The organism is Pectobacterium punjabense (assembly GCF_012427845.1).
Taxonomy (GTDB): Bacteria; Pseudomonadota; Gammaproteobacteria; order Enterobacterales; family Enterobacteriaceae; genus Pectobacterium; species Pectobacterium punjabense.
Window position 1 is genome coordinate 4170567 of the sequence record NZ_CP038498.1, and the last position, 17992, is coordinate 4188558.

15 protein-coding genes and 1 riboswitch are annotated in these 17992 nt (G+C 52.9%); of the genes, 8 read left to right on the plus strand and 7 right to left on the minus strand.

All coding sequences use genetic code 11. The annotated features are described in order from the left end of the window. Nucleotides 1-41 precede the first annotated feature (41 nt). On the plus strand, nucleotides 42-3365 hold the full coding sequence (mscM, locus tag E2566_RS18895; protein WP_107168403.1) for a miniconductance mechanosensitive channel MscM: 3324 nt from the start codon (nucleotides 42-44) through the stop codon (nucleotides 3363-3365). A 51-nt stretch (nucleotides 3366-3416) separates the two neighbouring features. Here the strand turns inward: mscM and epmA are convergent, their stop codons facing one another. Beyond that, complete coding sequence (epmA, locus tag E2566_RS18900; protein ID WP_107168402.1) at nucleotides 3417-4394, minus strand: elongation factor P--(R)-beta-lysine ligase; 978 nt, start codon at nucleotides 4392-4394, stop codon at nucleotides 3417-3419. A gap of 598 nt (nucleotides 4395-4992) precedes the next feature. Between epmA and frdA the strand changes: the two genes are divergently transcribed. From frdA to E2566_RS18925, 5 genes are all read left to right on the plus strand, one after another. Further along, nucleotides 4993-6789, plus strand: a complete 1797-nt coding sequence (gene frdA / locus E2566_RS18905; RefSeq protein ID WP_107168429.1) for a fumarate reductase (quinol) flavoprotein subunit — start codon at nucleotides 4993-4995, stop codon at nucleotides 6787-6789. After that, the gene (locus tag E2566_RS18910; protein WP_107168430.1) at nucleotides 6782-7519 is read left to right on the plus strand and encodes a succinate dehydrogenase/fumarate reductase iron-sulfur subunit; all 738 of its coding nucleotides are present in this window, start codon (nucleotides 6782-6784) and stop codon (nucleotides 7517-7519) included. The genes frdA and E2566_RS18910 overlap by 8 nt, the downstream gene beginning before the upstream one ends. Nucleotides 7520-7532: 13 nt before the next feature. Next, nucleotides 7533-7928: a fumarate reductase subunit FrdC gene (gene frdC, locus E2566_RS18915; RefSeq protein WP_107168445.1), complete on the plus strand. Its 396-nt coding sequence runs from the start codon at nucleotides 7533-7535 to the stop codon at nucleotides 7926-7928. 14 nt (nucleotides 7929-7942) lie between these two features. Beyond that, a complete protein-coding gene (frdD, locus tag E2566_RS18920) occupies nucleotides 7943-8299 on the plus strand; it encodes a fumarate reductase subunit FrdD (protein WP_014701584.1) in 357 nt (118 codons plus the stop codon). A gap of 122 nt (nucleotides 8300-8421) precedes the next feature. Next, complete coding sequence (locus tag E2566_RS18925; RefSeq protein ID WP_107168431.1) at nucleotides 8422-9021, plus strand: lipocalin family protein; 600 nt, start codon at nucleotides 8422-8424, stop codon at nucleotides 9019-9021. 40 nt (nucleotides 9022-9061) lie between these two features. On the opposite strand, the gene E2566_RS18930 is transcribed toward E2566_RS18925, so the two are convergent. From E2566_RS18930 to efp, 3 genes are all read right to left on the minus strand, one after another. Then, nucleotides 9062-9415, minus strand: coding sequence for a DMT family protein (locus tag E2566_RS18930; protein WP_107168432.1), 354 nt, complete (start codon nucleotides 9413-9415; stop codon nucleotides 9062-9064). 304 nt (nucleotides 9416-9719) lie between these two features. Next, a complete protein-coding gene (locus tag E2566_RS18935; protein WP_005972977.1) occupies nucleotides 9720-9851 on the minus strand; it encodes an entericidin A/B family lipoprotein in 132 nt (43 codons plus the stop codon). A 181-nt stretch (nucleotides 9852-10032) separates the two neighbouring features. After that, nucleotides 10033-10599: an elongation factor P gene (efp, locus tag E2566_RS18940; protein ID WP_107168434.1), complete on the minus strand. Its 567-nt coding sequence runs from the start codon at nucleotides 10597-10599 to the stop codon at nucleotides 10033-10035. Nucleotides 10600-10640: 41 nt separating this feature from the next. Between efp and epmB the strand changes: the two genes are divergently transcribed. Further along, nucleotides 10641-11693, plus strand: a complete 1053-nt coding sequence (epmB, locus tag E2566_RS18945) for an EF-P beta-lysylation protein EpmB (RefSeq protein WP_107168435.1) — start codon at nucleotides 10641-10643, stop codon at nucleotides 11691-11693. Nucleotides 11694-11752: 59 nt separating this feature from the next. Here epmB and E2566_RS18950 read toward each other — a convergent pair whose 3' ends face one another. Both E2566_RS18950 and pgi read right to left on the minus strand, forming a co-directional pair. After that, nucleotides 11753-12097: a DUF4156 domain-containing protein gene (locus E2566_RS18950; RefSeq protein WP_107168436.1), complete on the minus strand. Its 345-nt coding sequence runs from the start codon at nucleotides 12095-12097 to the stop codon at nucleotides 11753-11755. Between the two features lie 43 nt (nucleotides 12098-12140). Further along, nucleotides 12141-13790 carry a glucose-6-phosphate isomerase gene (gene pgi, locus E2566_RS18955; RefSeq protein ID WP_107168437.1) on the minus strand — a complete coding sequence of 550 codons (1650 nt, stop codon included), beginning with the start codon at nucleotides 13788-13790 and terminating at the stop codon, nucleotides 12141-12143. 168 nt (nucleotides 13791-13958) lie between these two features. After that, nucleotides 13959-14151, plus strand: a riboswitch (Lysine riboswitch). A gap of 116 nt (nucleotides 14152-14267) precedes the next feature. Between pgi and lysC the strand changes: the two genes are divergently transcribed. Further along, nucleotides 14268-15644 carry a lysine-sensitive aspartokinase 3 gene (lysC, locus tag E2566_RS18960; RefSeq protein WP_107168438.1) on the plus strand — a complete coding sequence of 459 codons (1377 nt, stop codon included), beginning with the start codon at nucleotides 14268-14270 and terminating at the stop codon, nucleotides 15642-15644. Nucleotides 15645-16072: 428 nt separating this feature from the next. Here the strand turns inward: lysC and E2566_RS18965 are convergent, their stop codons facing one another. Then, nucleotides 16073-17719, minus strand: coding sequence for a Na/Pi cotransporter family protein (locus E2566_RS18965; protein WP_107168439.1), 1647 nt, complete (start codon nucleotides 17717-17719; stop codon nucleotides 16073-16075). Nucleotides 17720-17992: the final 273 nt, after the last annotated feature.

The following is a 17992-nucleotide window of genomic DNA, read 5'->3' on the forward strand; positions in this document are numbered from 1 at the left end:
TTAGTCGCTTGTAAAAGTGTTGTTTGTAGAAGGTAGCTAACGTGCGTTTGATTCTGACTTTTCTTCTGGGATGTTTATTATCAACCGCCGCGTTGGCTGCCACTGCGCCCAATGAGGCGCAATTACGCCAGCAGCTACAGCAGGCGGAAGCCAACAAAGGTGCAGCCGATCAGGCGAAAGTCGTTGAGGAATACCAGGCTGCGCTGAATACCTTGCAGGATCGCAAAGAAGCGCAAGAACGCGCCACGCAGTATCAGCGCGTCATTGATGATTTCCCCAAACTGGTTCAAGAGCTGCGTCGCCAGCTTAATGCCGAAGACGGCAAACCTTCATCCATTTCAGAAAGCCTTTCCAGTAACGATCTCGAACAACAGTTGCTACAAACGAGCAGCCAACTGTTGGAACAAGCCCGTCAGCTCCAGCAGGAGCAGGATCGACTGCGTGAAATCGGCGATTCACTGAGTCAGCTTCCACAACAACAAACTGAAGCCAGCCGCATGCAAAGCGAGGCGGAACGCCGAATTCAGTCTCTCGGAACACCCGCTACGCCGCTGGGGCAAGCACAGCTCATCGCACTTCAGGCCGAATCCGCCCTGCGCAAAAGTCGGGTGGACGAGCTGGAGCTGGCACAGCTTTCAGCCAGTAACCGTCAGGAGCTATCCCGGTTACGCGTCGAACTGTATAAAAAGCGCCACGATAGACTGGATCTGCTGCAACAAGATTTACGCAGCCGACTCAACAATCTGCGCCAGCGTGAAGCCGAGCAGGCATTAGAACGCACCGAGCTTCTCGCAGAACAAAGTGGTGATTTACCCGCCGTCATCAGCAAGCAGCTACAGGTTAACCGTGAGCTCTCCGTCGCGCTGAATCAACAGGCACAGCGGATGGATCTGATTGCTTCTCAGCAGCGTCAGGCAGCGACACACACGATTCAGGTTCGCCAGGCGCTAAGTACCATCCGCGAACAGGCCCAGTGGCTCGGCGTTTCACCGATACTGGGAGAAACGTTACGCGCACAAATCGCCCGCCTGCCGGAAATGCCCAAACCTCAGTTGCTGGATAGCGATATGGCGCAGCTCCGCGTACAGCGGCTGCACTTTGAAGACCTGATCAACAAACCGCAAGATTTTGATAACGCCAAACAGGATAACGGCGATCCGCTGACCAGCGCACAGCAGCGTATTCTGACCGATCAGATGCGTACCCAGCGCGACCTGCTGACGTCGCTGATCTCCGGCTGTGATTCACAGATATTGGAACTCACCAAACTCAAAGTCGCCAATAACCAGCTGGCGGATGCCTTGACTGAAACGCGCGAAGCAGCCCACCGCGATCTGTTTTGGGTCGCTGATGTTGAGCCTGTGACATTCGCCTACCCGCTCAAGCTGGTGCAGGATCTGACGCGGCTGCTGTCATTGGATACACTGACGCAGTTGGGTAGTGCACTGGTCATGATGGTGACCAGTCAGGAAACCGTGTTGCCGCTGCTGGGTGCACTGCTGCTGGTTGGCTTCAGCGTCAGTTCCCGCCGTCACTACCACGCGTTTATGGAGCGTGCGAGCAGCCGTGTCGGCAAGGTCACGCTCGATCACTTTATGCTGACGCTGCGTACTGTGTTCTGGTCCATCCTTACTGCCCTACCACTGCCGGTGCTCTGGGCTGCCTTGGGCTACGGGCTGCAAAACGCCTGGCCTTACCCGATTGCCGTAGCCATCGGCGACAGCGTCACCGCTACCGTACCGTTAATGTGGCTGGTGATGATCAGCGCCTCATTCGCACATCCACAAGGGCTGTTCATTGTCCACTTCCGCTGGTCGCCAGAGCGCGTAGCCAGAGCGATGCGCTATTACCGTCTCTCCATCGCCTTTATCGTGCCGTTAATTATGGCGCTGATTACGTTCGATAAGCTCAATGACCGCGAGTTCTCCAGCACGCTGGGGCGGCTCTGCTTCATCCTCCTCTGTATGGCATTGAGCTTAGTCACCACTGGGTTAAAACGTGCGGGTATCCCACTGTATCTGGATAAAGAGGGGTCGGGGGAAAACTCCGTTAACCGGGCGATGTGGAACATCCTGATCGGTGTGCCGCTCGTTGCCGCGCTGGCCTCCTGCATCGGCTATCTGGCGACCGCACAGGCGCTGTTGGCGCGACTGGAAACCTCCGTCTCGATCTGGTTCTTCCTGCTGGTGGTTTACCACATTATTCGTCGTTGGATGCTGATTCAGCGACGTCGCATTGCCTTCGATCGTGCCAAACAGCGGCGCTCGGAGATTCTGGCACAGCGTGCCAAAGGCGAAGAAGACACTCAGCCTACTTCGTCCCATGAAAGCAGCTCGGAAGCCGTCGAAGAGCCAGTGGTCGATCTGGATGCCATCAGCGCTAAATCCTTGCAGCTGGTGCGATCCATTCTGACGCTGATCGCACTGGTTTCCGTGATCGCACTGTGGTCAGAAATTCATTCGGCCTTCGCGTTTCTGGAGAACATCAGTCTATGGGATGTTTCCAGCACGGTTAAAGGCGTGGAGAGCGTGCAGGCCATTACGTTGGGGTCTGTGCTCATCGCGATTCTGATCTTCATTATTACCGCACAGTTAGTACGCAACCTGCCCGCCCTGCTGGAGTTGGCGATCCTCCAACACTTGGACCTGTCGCCAGGCAGCGGTTATGCGATTACTACCATCAGCAAATATATTCTAATGCTGATCGGCTGTCTGATGGGCTTCTCGCTGATCGGGATCGAATGGTCGAAACTGCAATGGCTGGTTGCTGCTCTGGGTGTGGGACTCGGGTTCGGCTTGCAGGAGATCTTCGCTAACTTTATCTCCGGCCTGATCATTCTGTTTGAGAAACCGATCCGTATCGGCGATACGGTCACGATCCGCGATCTTACGGGTAGCGTCATGCGGATTAATACCCGCGCCACTACCATTTCTGACTGGGATCGCAAAGAGATCATCGTGCCAAACAAGGCATTTATCACCGAGCAGTTTATCAACTGGTCACTGTCGGATTCAGTTACGCGTGTGGTGATGACGGTGCCCGCACCAGCGAACGCGAACAGCCAGGAAGTGACGGAATTACTCATGGATGCGGTGAAGCGTTGTTCTCTGATCCTCGATACGCCAGAACCTGAAGCCTTCCTCGTCGATCTACAACAAGGGATTCAGATTTTTGAACTGCGCGTTTTCGCCGCCGAAATGGGGCACCGTATGCCACTGCGCCACGAACTGCATCAGTTAATTCTGGAAAACTACCGCAAGCATAATCTGGAGCTTCCTTTCCCACCGTTCCAGGTGAAAATGGATAATCTGTCGCGCAGTGGGAAAACGCTGACGCCACGGCAGCGGACGCCGGGCAGCTTATAAGAAAGGAAAACGGGCGGCAGCCAGGTCTGGCGCCGCCCTGCTGCAAGTCTGCTATGCGCGCTCGACGGAGAACGCAATCACGTCACTCAGGCTCTCAGCCTTCAGTGCCAGCATGATCAAACGATCCACACCCAACGCCACACCGGAACACTCAGGCAAACCCTGTTTCAGCGCCGCCAGCAGGTTTTCATCGATCGGCTGCTGTGGCAAACCACGCGCGGCACGCTTGCGGTTATCCTGCTCGAAACGCTGACGTTGTTCATCGGCATCGGTTAATTCACGAAAGCCGTTCGCCAGCTCAATCCCTTTAAAATAGACTTCAAAACGCTCGGCGACGCGATGATCCTCCGAACTGATCTCTGCCAACGAGGCTTGCGTGGCTGGGAAATGGTAGACAAACGCCGGTTTGTCGCGACCAATATTCGGCTCTACCCCAAAGGTAAACAGCATCTGCACCAGCAAATCGCGATCGTCTTCGCGGCAGGCAATATCACCCAACCCGAGTTTTTCTGCGGCTTCGCGCAGTTGCGCTTTATCAACAGAGAGGGGGTCAATCTCCAGATGGCGTAAAAATGCCTGCTGATAAGAGAGCATTTCTGCACTTTCACAGTCCAGCACCTGCTGCAACAGATCATCGACCTCATTCATCAGGCGATACATATCATAATGAGGGCGATACCATTCCAACATGGTGAATTCAGGATTGTGGTGTCGGCCAGATTCTTCGTTGCGGAAACTGCGGCACAGTTGAAAGATCGGCCCGCTACCAGCAGCCAGCAGGCGTTTCATGTGATATTCCGGGCTGGTCATCAAATACAGCGTCATACCATCCGCAGCACCGGGGCCAACGAAACGGGTTTGGAACGGATATAAGAAAACATCCGTTACCGTAGCCTGGCTCATCGCTGGCGTTTCAACTTCGAGCACCCCACGATCGGTGAAGAAACGTCGGACCGCTGCAACTATCGACGCTCTTTTCAACAAATTAGCGACAGAAGCACTAGGTTGCCAACTTGTCGTCTCGCTCATGGTTCTTACTCCAAAGTCAAAATAGGGGATGCAGTCTACCCGCATCAGCCCAAATTTCCAGCAGAAAAAGTGCCTCCGCGGGGTTTTAGCAATGCTACTTCTTCTCTTCGGGAGGGCGCTGAAGGTGGCCGCTGTAAATTATATCCAGTGAATCATTTTTCTATATCCCCTTCAAAAGGGTTATTAAAGAAATATACTCGTCATACTTCAAGTTGCATGTGCGTTGGCTGCGTTCACTCACCCGAATCACTTACCTGAGTAAGCTCATCGGGACTCCCTCTCTTGCCGCCTTCCTGAAACTCGAATTATTTAGAGTATAAAAACATCATTTCCCCGTAAATAAGCCTTTCGATCACGTTTTTATCAATAAATACGGAACCCGCTGAAAAAACCACAAAATGCAGGATCACATCAAATTTCGTCTACCTATAATTCGGTATAATTATTCCCACACAAAAATTATAGGTTTATCTATTCTTTATAGGTCTATCACACAATTTTAAGCGGGTTTGATATTAAGCTCGGATATAAAGACAGAAATGAATAGATATTATTTTTTTATTTTAACTTAATTAACTTAAGTAACTGGAGGAATGCATTGCAAACCTTTAACGCTGATTTGGCCATTATCGGGGCCGGGGGTGCTGGCCTACGCGCAGCAATTGCTGCCGCAGAAGCCAATCCCCAACTGAAAATAGCGCTGATCTCAAAAGTCTACCCAATGCGTAGCCATACCGTGGCAGCAGAAGGTGGATCAGCCGCGGTGACTCAGGAACACGATAGTTTCGATTATCACTTCAACGACACCGTATCCGGTGGCGACTGGCTGTGTGAACAGGACGTTGTTGAGCACTTCGTCAAACACTGCCCGGAAGAGATGATTCAACTAGAACAGTGGGGGTGCCCCTGGAGCCGTAAACCGGATGGTTCTGTCAACGTTCGCCGCTTTGGCGGAATGAAGATTGAACGCACCTGGTTTGCCGCCGATAAAACCGGCTTCCACATGCTGCATACGCTGTTCCAAACCTCCCTTAAATATCCACAAATCCAACGTTTTGATGAGCACTTCGTCCTCGACGTTCTGGTCGATGATGGCCAGGCGCGCGGCCTCGTAGCCATCAACATGATGGAAGGTTCGCTGATTCAGATCCGCGCTAATGCTGTAGTACTGGCGACTGGCGGAGCAGGACGCGTGTACCGCTATAACACCAATGGCGGCATCGTCACCGGCGACGGCATGGGCATGGCATTCCGCCACGGCGTCCCGCTGCGTGATATGGAGTTTGTGCAGTATCACCCGACCGGTTTGCCCGGTTCCGGTATTCTGATGACCGAAGGCTGCCGTGGCGAAGGCGGTATCATGGTCAACAAAGACGGCTACCGTTATCTGCAAGACTACGGCATGGGCCCGGAAACACCGCTAGGACAACCGAAAAACAAATACATGGAGCTGGGCCCGCGCGATAAAGTATCGCAGGCATTCTGGCACGAATGGCGCGCAGGCCGCACCGTCTCAACCCCGCTGGGCGATGTGGTTTACCTCGATCTGCGCCACCTCGGCGAGAAAAAACTCAAGGAACGTCTGCCGTTCATCTGCGAACTGGCAAAAGCCTATGTTGGCGTCGATCCCGTGAAGGAACCGATTCCTATTCGTCCTACGGCGCACTACACAATGGGCGGCATTGAAACCGATCAGAACTGCGAGACACGCATCAAAGGGCTGTTTGCCGTCGGCGAATGCTCTTCTGTTGGTCTGCACGGGGCGAACCGTCTGGGTTCCAATTCACTGGCCGAACTGGTGGTCTTTGGTCGCGTCGCAGGTGAGCACGCTGTGCAACGCGCACAGGCAGCAGCACCCGCCAACGGTACAGTGCTGGACGCACAAACGCGCGACATCGAACAGCGCCTGCATGACCTGATGAATCAGGAAGGCACCGAAAGCTGGGCGAAAATTCGCGACGAAATGGGCATGTCGATGGAGGAAGGCTGTGGTATTTACCGCACCACCGACCTGATGCAAAAAACTGTCGATAAGATGGCGGAGCTGAAAGAACGCTTTAAACGCGTGAAAATCACCGACCGCTCCAGCGTGTTCAACACCGATCTGCTGTACACCGTTGAACTAAGCCACAGCCTGGATGTTGCGGAATGTATGGCGCACTCGGCAATCAACCGTAAAGAATCCCGTGGCGCGCACCAGCGTCTGGATGACGGATGTACCGAGCGTGATGACGTCAACTTCCTGAAGCATACGCTGGCGTTCTATAACCCAGAAGGCGCACCTCGTTTGGAGTACAGCGATGTGAAGATTACCAAACTGCCACCAGCTAAACGCGTCTATGGTGCAGAAGGTGATGCACAGGAAGGCAGCAAGAAGGAGCAGGCGAATGGCTGAGATGATCAAAACCCTGAAAATGGACGTCATGCGCTACAACCCGGAACAGGATCGCGAACCGTATTTTGAGACGTTCGATGTCCCGTATAACACACAAACGTCCCTGCTGGATGCGCTGGGTTATATCAAGGATAACCTGGCACCGGATTTCTCTTACCGCTGGTCCTGCCGTATGGCAATCTGCGGCTCCTGCGGCATGATGGTGAACAACGTCCCTAAATTAGCCTGTAAAACCTTCCTACGTGAATACACGAATGGTCTAAAGGTCGAAGCGCTGGGCAACTTCCCTATCGAGCGCGATCTGGTGGTCGACATGACCCACTTCATCGAGAGTCTGGAAGCCATCAAGCCGTATATCATCGGCAACGACCGTAAACCCGCTGACGGCCCGAATAAACAGACTCCAGCGCAGATGGCGAAGTATCACCAGTTCTCTGGCTGTATTAACTGCGGTCTGTGTTATGCGGCGTGCCCGCAGTTCGGTCTGAACCCTGAGTTCATCGGTCCGGCTGCAATTACGCTGGCGCACCGCTATAACCTGGACAACCGCGATCACGGCAAGAAAGAGCGCATGACGCAATTGAACGGTAATAACGGCGTCTGGTCCTGTACGTTTGTGGGCTACTGCTCAGAAGTGTGTCCGAAGCACGTCGATCCTGCTGCTGCTATCCAGCAAGGCAAAGTCGAAAGCGCGAAAGACTTCATGATTGCCATGCTGAAACCACAATAAGGGAGGGACAATGATGACAACTAAACGTAAAGCGTATGTTCGCGATATGTCGCCAACCTGGTGGAAAAAGCTGGGGTTCTACCGCTTTTATATGTTGCGTGAAGGGACTGCCGTCCCTGCTGTCTGGTTTAGCATCGTCCTGATGTGCGGCGTCTTCGCACTAAAAAACGGGCCAGAAGGCTGGGCAAACTTCGTCAGCTTCCTGCAAAACCCGCTGGTACTGCTGATCAATATCGTGGCTCTGCTGGCTGCGGCGCTGCATACCAAAACCTGGTTTGAGCTGGCACCTAAGGCCAGCATCATCGTCATTAAAGACGAAAAAATGGGGCCAGAGCCAATCATTAAAGGGCTTTGGGCTGTCACCGTGGTGGTAACCGTAGCCGTTCTGGCGATCGCCTTACTATTCTGAATAGGAGAAATAATGTGATTAACCCAACGCCAAAACGTTCTGACGAGCCTCCTTTCTGGGGTCTGTTCGGTGCTGGTGGGATGTGGAGCGCGTTCTTCGCTCCGGTAATCATCCTGCTGGTCGGTGTGATGCTGCCTCTGGGGTTGTTCCCAGACGCGCTAACTTACGAACGCATCGCCACATTCAGCCAGAGCTTTATCGGTCGCGTATTTTTACTGCTGATGATTGTGCTGCCGCTCTGGTGTGGCCTGCACCGCATCCACCACGCGATGCACGACCTGAAAATCCACGTTCCAGCCGGAAAATGGGTATTCTACGGTCTGGCGGCAATCCTGACCGTGGTTACCGTCATCGGCGTCGTCACGCTGTAGGTGTAACACTGCAAATGTAACACTGTACTTAACGGCCTGTGTAATGCAGGCCGTTTTTTTTCCCCGCCTGACTACGTCCATCGTCTACACTGGAACAAAGATTAAACCAATGAGACGTCAATATGGTGCGCTTTAACGCTATTCGCTTTAACACTATTCGCTTTAACACAACGTTCTTCAAATCTCTTATCTTCAAAATCAGACGATATGGGAAAACATGTGTTGCTGTGCTGGTAGCACTCTTCTCTGTCGCCTGTAGCGTAACACCGCCCGATAACGTCAGCGTGGTGGAAAAATTTGACGTCAATCGTTACCTCGGCACCTGGTATGAAATCGCCCGTCTCGACCACCGCTTTGAGCGCAATCTGGAGCGCGTAACGGCAACCTACAGCCCACGGGATGACGGCGGCATCAAGGTGATCAATCGCGGCTTTAACGTCGAAAAACAGGAATGGAAAGAAAGTATCGGAAAGGCGTATTTCACGGGATCGCCCCAGCGCGGAGCGCTAAAAGTATCGTTCTTCGGGCCGTTCTATGGCGGTTACAACATTATTGAACTGGATGACGACTACCGCTACGCCCTGATTTGCGGGCCGAACCGTGACTATCTGTGGATTCTCTCACGCACGCCAACGCTGGATGCCGTGACGCGCGACAAACTACTCGCCACGGCCAAACGCTACGGCTTCCCAACTGAGGCGCTCATTTGGGTCAATCAGTAACCTGATCGTATTGGCCGCAACACAGGGGTAACCGATAGCGTTATCCCATAATCTTATCGCGAAACATAAAGAAAACCGCGCCCAGCAGGCATAGCCCCGCCCAAATATAATCGGTGCGAAACGGTTCTTTTAAAATAAACATGGAGAAAGGGATAAATACAGAAAGGCTGATCACTTCCTGCAATATTTTCAATTGACCCGCAGAGGCGACCTGATAGCCAATTCTATTTGCAGGTACCTGTAAGAGGTATTCGAATAATGCGATACCCCAGCTGATCAACGCAGCAATTACCCAGGTTCGGCCGCTGAAATAGCGTAAATGCCCATACCAGGCGAACGTCATAAATATATTGCTCAGCGTCAGCATGCCGACAGTAATGAAAAGAGGCGACATTATTACTTCTCCGAGTGATCCACTTTCACATTATCTCGCCGCGGGGAAGAAAACACCATCACGGCATTTTCTTCCACTCGGAAAAGTTATTACGACTTATTTCCTGAAGCATACCTAGATAATTCGAGTTGCATGCAGGCGGCAACGCAGAGACAAATCGGTTAGAGACCGATTTGAACAGCGTTCGCGCTGGCCCGAAGGGTGGACCTCATTTATGAGGTCCATTAATCCCCAGGAGCTTACATCAGTAAGTGACTGGGGTGAGCGAGGAAAGCCAACACACATGCAGCTTGAAGTATGACGGTTATTGGGCGCTGCGCTGAATAGCCTTCCCACCCGCTTCCACATCTTGCCCAACGCCTCGAGTGGTATTACACCCCACCACTGCGGAAAGAATAACCAGAGAGAAAATGGCAACAAACGCTTTCTTCAACATACTCGATTCCTTCTTTATGAGAGTAGGATTTCAACGGTACGAAAGTGACTGCTTTCTAAGCGTAGACAATTTTGATGCTTGTGAAGGTTTTTTCGGATGAGGTGCAAAACAGAGGGAGACTCAAATGAGGAAAAATGAATTAAAAATGCCGCTCTCACAGAAGGCGGCATTTCCAGATACATTACTTAACGCGTGAAACGTACTCACCAGAACGCGTATCAACTCTGACAACTTCGCCGATCTGTACGAACAATGGCACTTTAACCACAGCACCGGTGCTCAGCGTCGCTGGCTTGCCACCTGTTCCGGCAGTATCACCTTTCAGACCCGGATCGGTATCGGTGATTTCAGCTTCGATGAAATTCGGCGGCTGAACGGCGATAGGACGACCATCCCACAGCGTAACGATACATTCGGCATTGTCCTGCAACCATTTTGCAGAATCACCAACGGTCTTCTCTTCAACCTGATGCTGTTCAAATGTCTCAGGGTGCATGAAGTGGTAGAACTCACCGTCGTTATACAGGTAGCTCATGTTGGTATCTACTACGTCTGCACCTTCTGCTGAGTCGGTAGACTTGAAGGTTTTTTCAACACGAGAGCCCGTCAACAGGCGACGCATTTTCACACGAGCAAAAGCCTGGCCTTTACCCGGCTTAACAAATTCACTGGATTCGATGGCATACGGCTCGCCTTCGAACATGATTTTAAGACCGGAACGGAAATCGTTGCTAAGATAAGTCGCCATAAAGGCCCTCTACAATTTAACACTGGTACGAAGCCAAAAAAATGGCACACATTGTAACCCTAAATATACCTTCCAGAGAAGATTGGTTGCAGCAACTTGCGGACGTAATCACCGATCCTGATGAATTGCTACAACTTTTGGCTCTGGCCGATCACGAAAAACTCCGGCAAGGGCATGATGCACGGCGGCTTTTTGCTCTTCGTGTACCGCGCGCATTCGCCGCGCGGATGCAAAAAGGCAATCCTGACGATCCGTTGCTACTACAGGTATTGACCGCACGTGAGGAGTTTGTTGTCACACCAGGCTTCACCCACGATCCGCTTGATGAGCAACACAGCGTCGTCCCTGGGCTACTGCATAAATATCATAACCGCGCGTTATTGCTGGTTAAAGGCGGCTGCGCGGTGAACTGTCGCTACTGCTTCCGCCGCCATTTCCCGTACCAGGATAATCAGGGCAATAAGGCAAACTGGCGTCAGGCGCTGGATTATATCCGCCAGCACGCTGAGCTAGATGAAATCATTTTTTCCGGCGGCGATCCGCTGATGGCCAAAGACCACGAGTTGGATTGGCTTATCACTGAACTGGAACACATCCCGCACGTGAAACGCCTGCGTATTCACAGCCGTTTGCCTGTGGTGATCCCCGCCCGTATTACCGATGCACTGTGCGATCGTCTAGCACGCAGTTCGCTTCAGGTATTGCTGGTGACGCATATTAACCATCCGCAGGAAATCGATCCTGATTTAACACAAAGTATGGCGCGTTTACGTCGTGCAGGCGTGACGCTGCTCAACCAAAGCGTGCTGCTGCGCGGAGTGAATGACAGCGCAGAGACACTCGCCCGGCTCAGTAATGCGCTATTTGACGCGGGAATTCTGCCTTATTACCTGCACGTGCTGGATAAGGTTCAGGGTGCCGCGCATTTTCTGGTAGATGACAACGAGGCGCGCGTCTTAGTCAAAGCGCTGCTGAAGAAGGTATCCGGCTATCTGGTGCCTCGTCTGGCACGGGAAATCGGTGGGGAAGCCAGCAAAACGCCGCTGGATTTAGGGATGAAGCAGCATCAGGACGACGCTGGGATAGTCGGTTGAGCAATACGTTAGGAAAGCGGTGAGAGCAAAATGCCACTCTCACCGGGTTTTTCTTTAGCTTAAGGACATTTGTAGACGCTGCCGCTCATCTTGCTGTCCAGCGGCGCAAAGCTTGACCAGAAGGTCTCACTCGGACTGGTTGCGCCATAGACCGTATTGCCCCCCATCGCCGCCGCTTTATTACGCAGATCGTTTGCCGCACCGCGCATAGAACTGCCGTCGCTATGGTTGCCTGCCAGCCAGTTAGACTGGCTACCGCTAGCCTGCCCCAACAGCTGACATTCGCTGCCTGGCTTGGTATCCGTGAACGTCACGGCCTGCCCAGCGGCGCTGAGTTGGCTGGTACTGCTGCACCCTGCCAGCAAGACTGCCGCTGATAGCCCCAACAACATACGAACCTGCATATCTTCCTCCTTGCGATTAAAAAACCAAAGGGCACAGGCCCGATTAGTTACGCCACGCCTTGAAGCGGTTGATCAACCCGTTGGTGGAGCTGTCATGACTGTCGATCGTATTATCATTTTCCAGCTCTGGCAGAATACGGTTCGCCAGTTGCTTACCTAATTCCACGCCCCACTGATCGAACGTGAAGATGTTCAGGATCGCGCCTTGCGTAAAGATCTTATGCTCATACAGTGCGATCAACGCACCCAGACTGTACGGGGTGATTTCACGCAGCAGGATCGAGTTGGTCGGGCGGTTACCTTCAAATACCTTGAATGGTGCCACGTGTTCTACGTCTTTTGCACTTTTACCCGCAGCCGCAAATTCCGCTTCCACTACCTCACGGCTCTTACCGAACGCCAGCGCTTCCGTCTGTGCAAAGAAGTTCGACAGTAGCTTGCTGTGGTGATCGCTCAATGGGTTATGGCTAACAGCCGGTGCGATAAAATCACACGGAACCAGTTTGGTACCCTGATGAATTAACTGGTAGAACGCATGTTGGCCGTTTGTGCCCGGCTCACCCCAGATAATCGGCCCAGTCTGGTAATCCACTGGGTTGCCGTTGCGATCGGCTGATTTCCCGTTAGATTCCATATTCCCCTGTTGGAAATAGGCGGCAAAGCGGTGCATGTATTGGTCATACGGCAGAATCGCCTCAGTTTCAGCACCGAAGAAATTGTTGTACCAAATGCCGATAAGCGCCAGCAACACAGGCAGGTTTTTCTCCGCAGGCGTGGAAGCAAAGTGCTTGTCCATCGCGTGCGCGCCGCTGAGCAGTTTTTCAAAGTTTTCAAAACCCAGAGAAAGGATGATCGACAGCCCAATCGCCGACCACAGAGAGTAGCGTCCGCCCACCCAGTCCCAGAATTCGAACATGTTGTCGGTATCGATACCAAATTCGCCGACGGCTTTCGCGTTGGTGGACAGCGCAGCAAAGTGCTTGGCAACGTGTTTCTCGTCCTGCGCCGTTTTCAGGAACCAGTCGCGAGCACTGTGCGCGTTGGTCATGGTTTCCTGCGTGGTGAAGGTTTTCGACGCGACGAGGAACAGCGTGGTTTCTGGGTTCAGCGGCTTCAACGTTTCAGCGATGTGCGTGCCGTCAACGTTAGAGACAAAGTGCATGTTGAGGTGATTTTTATAAGGCTTCAGCGCTTCCGTTACCATGAACGGGCCCAGATCGGAGCCGCCAATACCGATGTTAACCACATCGGTAATGGTTTTGCCGGTATAGCCTTTCCATTCACCGCCAATCACACGTTCGCTGAAATCTTTCATCTTCGCCAGCACCGCGTTGACTTCCGGCATCACATCTTTGCCATCCACCAGAATCGGCGTGTTGCTGCGGTTACGCAGGGCAACGTGCAGAACGGCGCGGTCTTCCGTGCGGTTGATTTTCTCGCCGGCAAACATGGACTGAATCGCCGCAGACAGGTCGGTTTCCCGCGCCAGCGCGTGCAGTTTTTCCATCGTTTCAGCCGTGATGCGGTTTTTGGAGTAATCCACCAGCATCTGATCGTCGAACGTCGCGGAAAAATGCGCGAAACGATCGCTATCCTGTGCAAACAGCTCGCTGATTTGCACGTCTTTCATCGCGTCAAAATGGTGTTGTAATGCCTGCCAGGCGGCAGTTTGGCTTGGATTAATATTTTTCATAATGCGACTTTCTCTCTAAGCATGAGTTCAAAGTGACTGAATCGATTGTATCCCTTAAAATCCAGATTGAGATCCCTTTTCTTGCTAAAAGCGGCTCATGCCGTTTTGTTTATTGACAGAAACCGCATAACCCGTTATTTGTAACACCGTACTTGCACACTCGGTGTGCAAGCCAGAAGAGGCGCGTCGCCCAGGTAAGGTATCGGAGGAACCGTAATCCGCTGATGATATCTGAGGGGGAGCGACGCCGAGATGAGGTGAAATACGGCTTTCACCCTATCGACTACAGAGGCTGAATCCTCTGGGTTGTCACCAGATTCGTCCTGATGGACGTTTAGCAAGGTGGAGCGCTTCTGGGTGTATCGTAGCGATTTTCTACGCCTGCCCCCTACTTACCGCTCTCCCCCTGTGCCAAGGCTGATTTAATGGAATGCTGTTTACTGAAAACAGCCTACCCCTGACACGAGGTTTTTTGACATGTCTGCAACTGAAGTATCCGCAAACGCGAACTCTACCGTTATTGCCAAATTTGGCGGCACCAGCGTGGCGGACTTTGACGCCATGAATCGCAGCGCCGATGTGGTGTTGTCTAATCCGAATGTTCGCGTTGTCGTGCTATCGGCATCGGCGGGTATCACCAATTTACTGGTCGCGCTCGCGGAAGGCCAGACGCCAGAAACGCGCGCCGAACATCTGGCGAAGATCCGCCAGATCCAATACGCCATTATCGACAAGCTGACCAATCAGAGCGTTATTCGTGATGAAATTGATCGCATGCTGGACAGCGTAACCACGCTTTCTGAAGCCGCAGCGCTCGCGACATCCAACGCACTGACCGATGAACTGGTCAGCCATGGCGAACTGATGTCTACCCTGTTGTTTGTTGAGATCCTTCGCCAGCGCGATGTAGTAGCTGAGTGGTTTGATGTGCGTAAAATCATGCGAACCGACGATCATTTTGGCCGCGCACAGCCAGATTGTGACGTACTGGGCGAACTGACGCGTAGCCAGTTGCAGCCACGTCTTGAACAAGGTTTGGTGATTACTCAGGGCTTTATCGGCAGCGAAGCAAAAGGCCGCACAACCACGTTGGGTCGCGGCGGTAGCGATTATACGGCAGCATTGCTGGGCGAAGCGCTCAACGTCAGCCGGATCGATATCTGGACCGATGTCCCCGGCATCTACACCACCGATCCACGCGTGGTGCCGACAGCAAAACGCATCGATCAAATCATGTTTGAAGAAGCCGCCGAAATGGCGACATTTGGCGCGAAAGTCCTGCACCCAGCCACGCTGTTGCCTGCGGTGCGTAGTGATATCCCCGTGTTCGTTGGTTCCAGCAAAGATCCAGCCGCAGGCGGTACGCTGGTGTGCAATAAAACAGAAAATCCGCCGCTGTTCCGCGCGCTGGCGCTACGCCGTAAGCAAACATTGCTCACACTGCACAGCCTCAACATGCTGCACACTCGCGGCTTTCTGGCAGAAGTGTTCAGTATTTTGGCGCGTCACAACATCTCCGTTGACCTGATCACCACGTCAGAAGTCAACGTGGCCCTGACACTTGATACCACCGGCTCTACCTCAACGGGCGACAGCCTGCTGTCCAGCGCCCTGCTGACCGAGCTGTCATCGTTGTGTCGAGTCGAGGTTGAAGAGAACCTGTCACTGGTCGCGCTGATCGGCAACAAGCTGTCTCAGGCCTGTGGCGTAGGGAAAGAAGTGTTTGGCGTGCTGGAACCTTTCCGCATTCGTCTAATCTGCTACGGTGCCAGCAGCAACAACCTGTGCTTCCTGGTACCGGGTGACGATGCAGAACGAGTGGTACAGACGCTGCACCACAGCCTGTTCGAGTAAATTCGCTCTCTCCGCGCTGTCTCTTAGTCACATTTTATGTGAGCGCGGATTTTGCCCTTATCCGGCGTAAAAAATTATGCTGAGGAGATAGCAGGCTTAGGATGAGCCGCAGGGACGCGGCGAAAGCTTGTGCCACGCCGGACAAAAACGTCAGAGACGTTTTTGAACAGCACTTGTGCTGGCCCGAAGGGCGAGTCCCATTTATGGGGCGAGTAACCGTGTCGCAAGCGGTCCGTGAAGCCTGATATCGACGAAGGAACCGCGTCAGCGGCATAATTTCCGCCGAAAGCCTAGGGGTCATGGGGCGAGCGGCGTTTGAGCCGCCCCATGTCGGGCGCGTGCTACGGAGTAGCATAAAAATGACGGTACTATCGCGCACGAAACCGTATCCTAGTCTGCATAAAAACGTCTGTCATTCCACAAAAGGATCACAACGTCAGCGGTGATTCTTCGCGCTCTTCATCCCCATCCTGTTGCACAATCAATACGTTATACGCCACTGCGCAGAACAGGGAGTTCAGCCGGTTCATATCGCCAAGTAAACTCAAATGAAGCGAACTGGTTTCCAGACTCTGTACGTTGTGCTGATGTAAGCGATCGACATGCGCATGGGCATAACGACGATTCATAATACGGAAACGGTGCTTGGCACGGCGCAGGCGTTTGGCGCTGGTGACATCTTCAGATAAGAAAACCGACAGCCCCAGACGCAAGTTCGCCAGCAGTTGGTCATGCAGGTGGTTCAACTCTTCCAAACCCTGCGCAGAAAACGCCATGCGTACACCGGATGAATGATTGCCAATGTCATCAGCCATGCGTTCGATAATATCGCCCGCCTGCTCCAGATTCAGCGCCACTTCGATGACTTCTGCCCAGCGCTGAGAATCCCGTTCATCCAACCCGTCTTTCTGAATCTGCGCCAGATAAAGCTTAATCGCGGTGTATAGTATATCGACATCATCATCAAGCCGACGAATCTCCCGCCGCTGCATAGGGTCGCCCTGCAATACTTCGCGGTATAAGCGCAGCATTTGTTCCAGTACATCGCCAATCCGCAGCGTTTCCCGTGCTGCATTAGCCAACGCCAATGCTGGCGTATCCAGCGAGCTGGTATCCAGATGACGAGGCTTCATCTGGAGATCAACCTGCGGCGAATCAGCAATCATCGCGCAGGACAGACGAGCCACCACACCAGTAAGCGGAATCAGCAGCAGGCAACGAATCAGGTTGTAGAACAGGTGGAAGTAGATCACCAACTCTTCAGCACTTAGCGGAATACGCGCCAGCCAACGCGAGAGCGGCTCGACCAGCGGTAGCATAACCAGACAACCGAACATCTTGAATAGCATGCTGCCGAGCGCCACGCGTCGCCCCGCCGCATTCTGCGTCGAGGTGCTCATCATCGTCAGTAACCCACTCCCCAGATTGGCACCGATGACCAGACACATCGCCACTTCCAGCGAGATCACACCGCTTGCCGTTAACGTTGCCGTCAGCAGCACCGCAGCCAGGCTGGAATAGGTAACCACCGCGAACAGCGCACCAGCCAATGCATCCAACATAACGTCGCCCGTCAGCGAAGAGAACAGCACCTTCACGCCCGACGCCTGCGTGATCGGCGCGGCGGCCAAGACGATCATTTCCAACGCCAGCAGAATCAGCCCAAGTCCAATCGCTACACGACCAATCTGGCCGCCCCTCGTCTGTTTACGGCTGAGGAAAAACACCACGCCAAGAAAAATCAGCAGCGGAGAAAGCCAGGATAGATCGAACGTCAGAATTCGCACCATCAGTGCCGTACCGACATCCGCCCCGAGAATAATCACCAGCGCAGGCGTTAAAGCCACCAGCCCCTGTGAGACAAAAGAGGTCGTTAGCAAGGCCGTCGCATTACTACTCTGCACCAGCGCAGTGACGCCAATGCCAGCCATAAAAGCCAATGGCTTTTTCTCAACGCTATCGCTGAGAACTCGCCGTAGCTGAGTGCCATAAACCCGCATGATACCCGTGCGGACAATGTGGGTGCCCCACACCAGTAATGCAATCGCAGAAAGGAGATTCAGCAATGTTAACAAAAAGTCCGCGCCTCCGGTCAAATAATGTGTCGATGAAATACAGTGTGTCGATGAAATACTGTGTGTCTATGAAATACGGTGTATCGATAGAAAACACGGTATTGATGAGGTAATGAGCAGCCATCTTACCAGATGTTGTCTGGCCGTGCTGCGAGGCAGTCCTCACCACAGGAAAATCGATTACATCAAAAAATGAAAAAAATTAATTAAATGACAATATTTAAAAAACAGAATCCAAATCAATAATCCTGCGGTTTCCTGTCATGCCTTGTC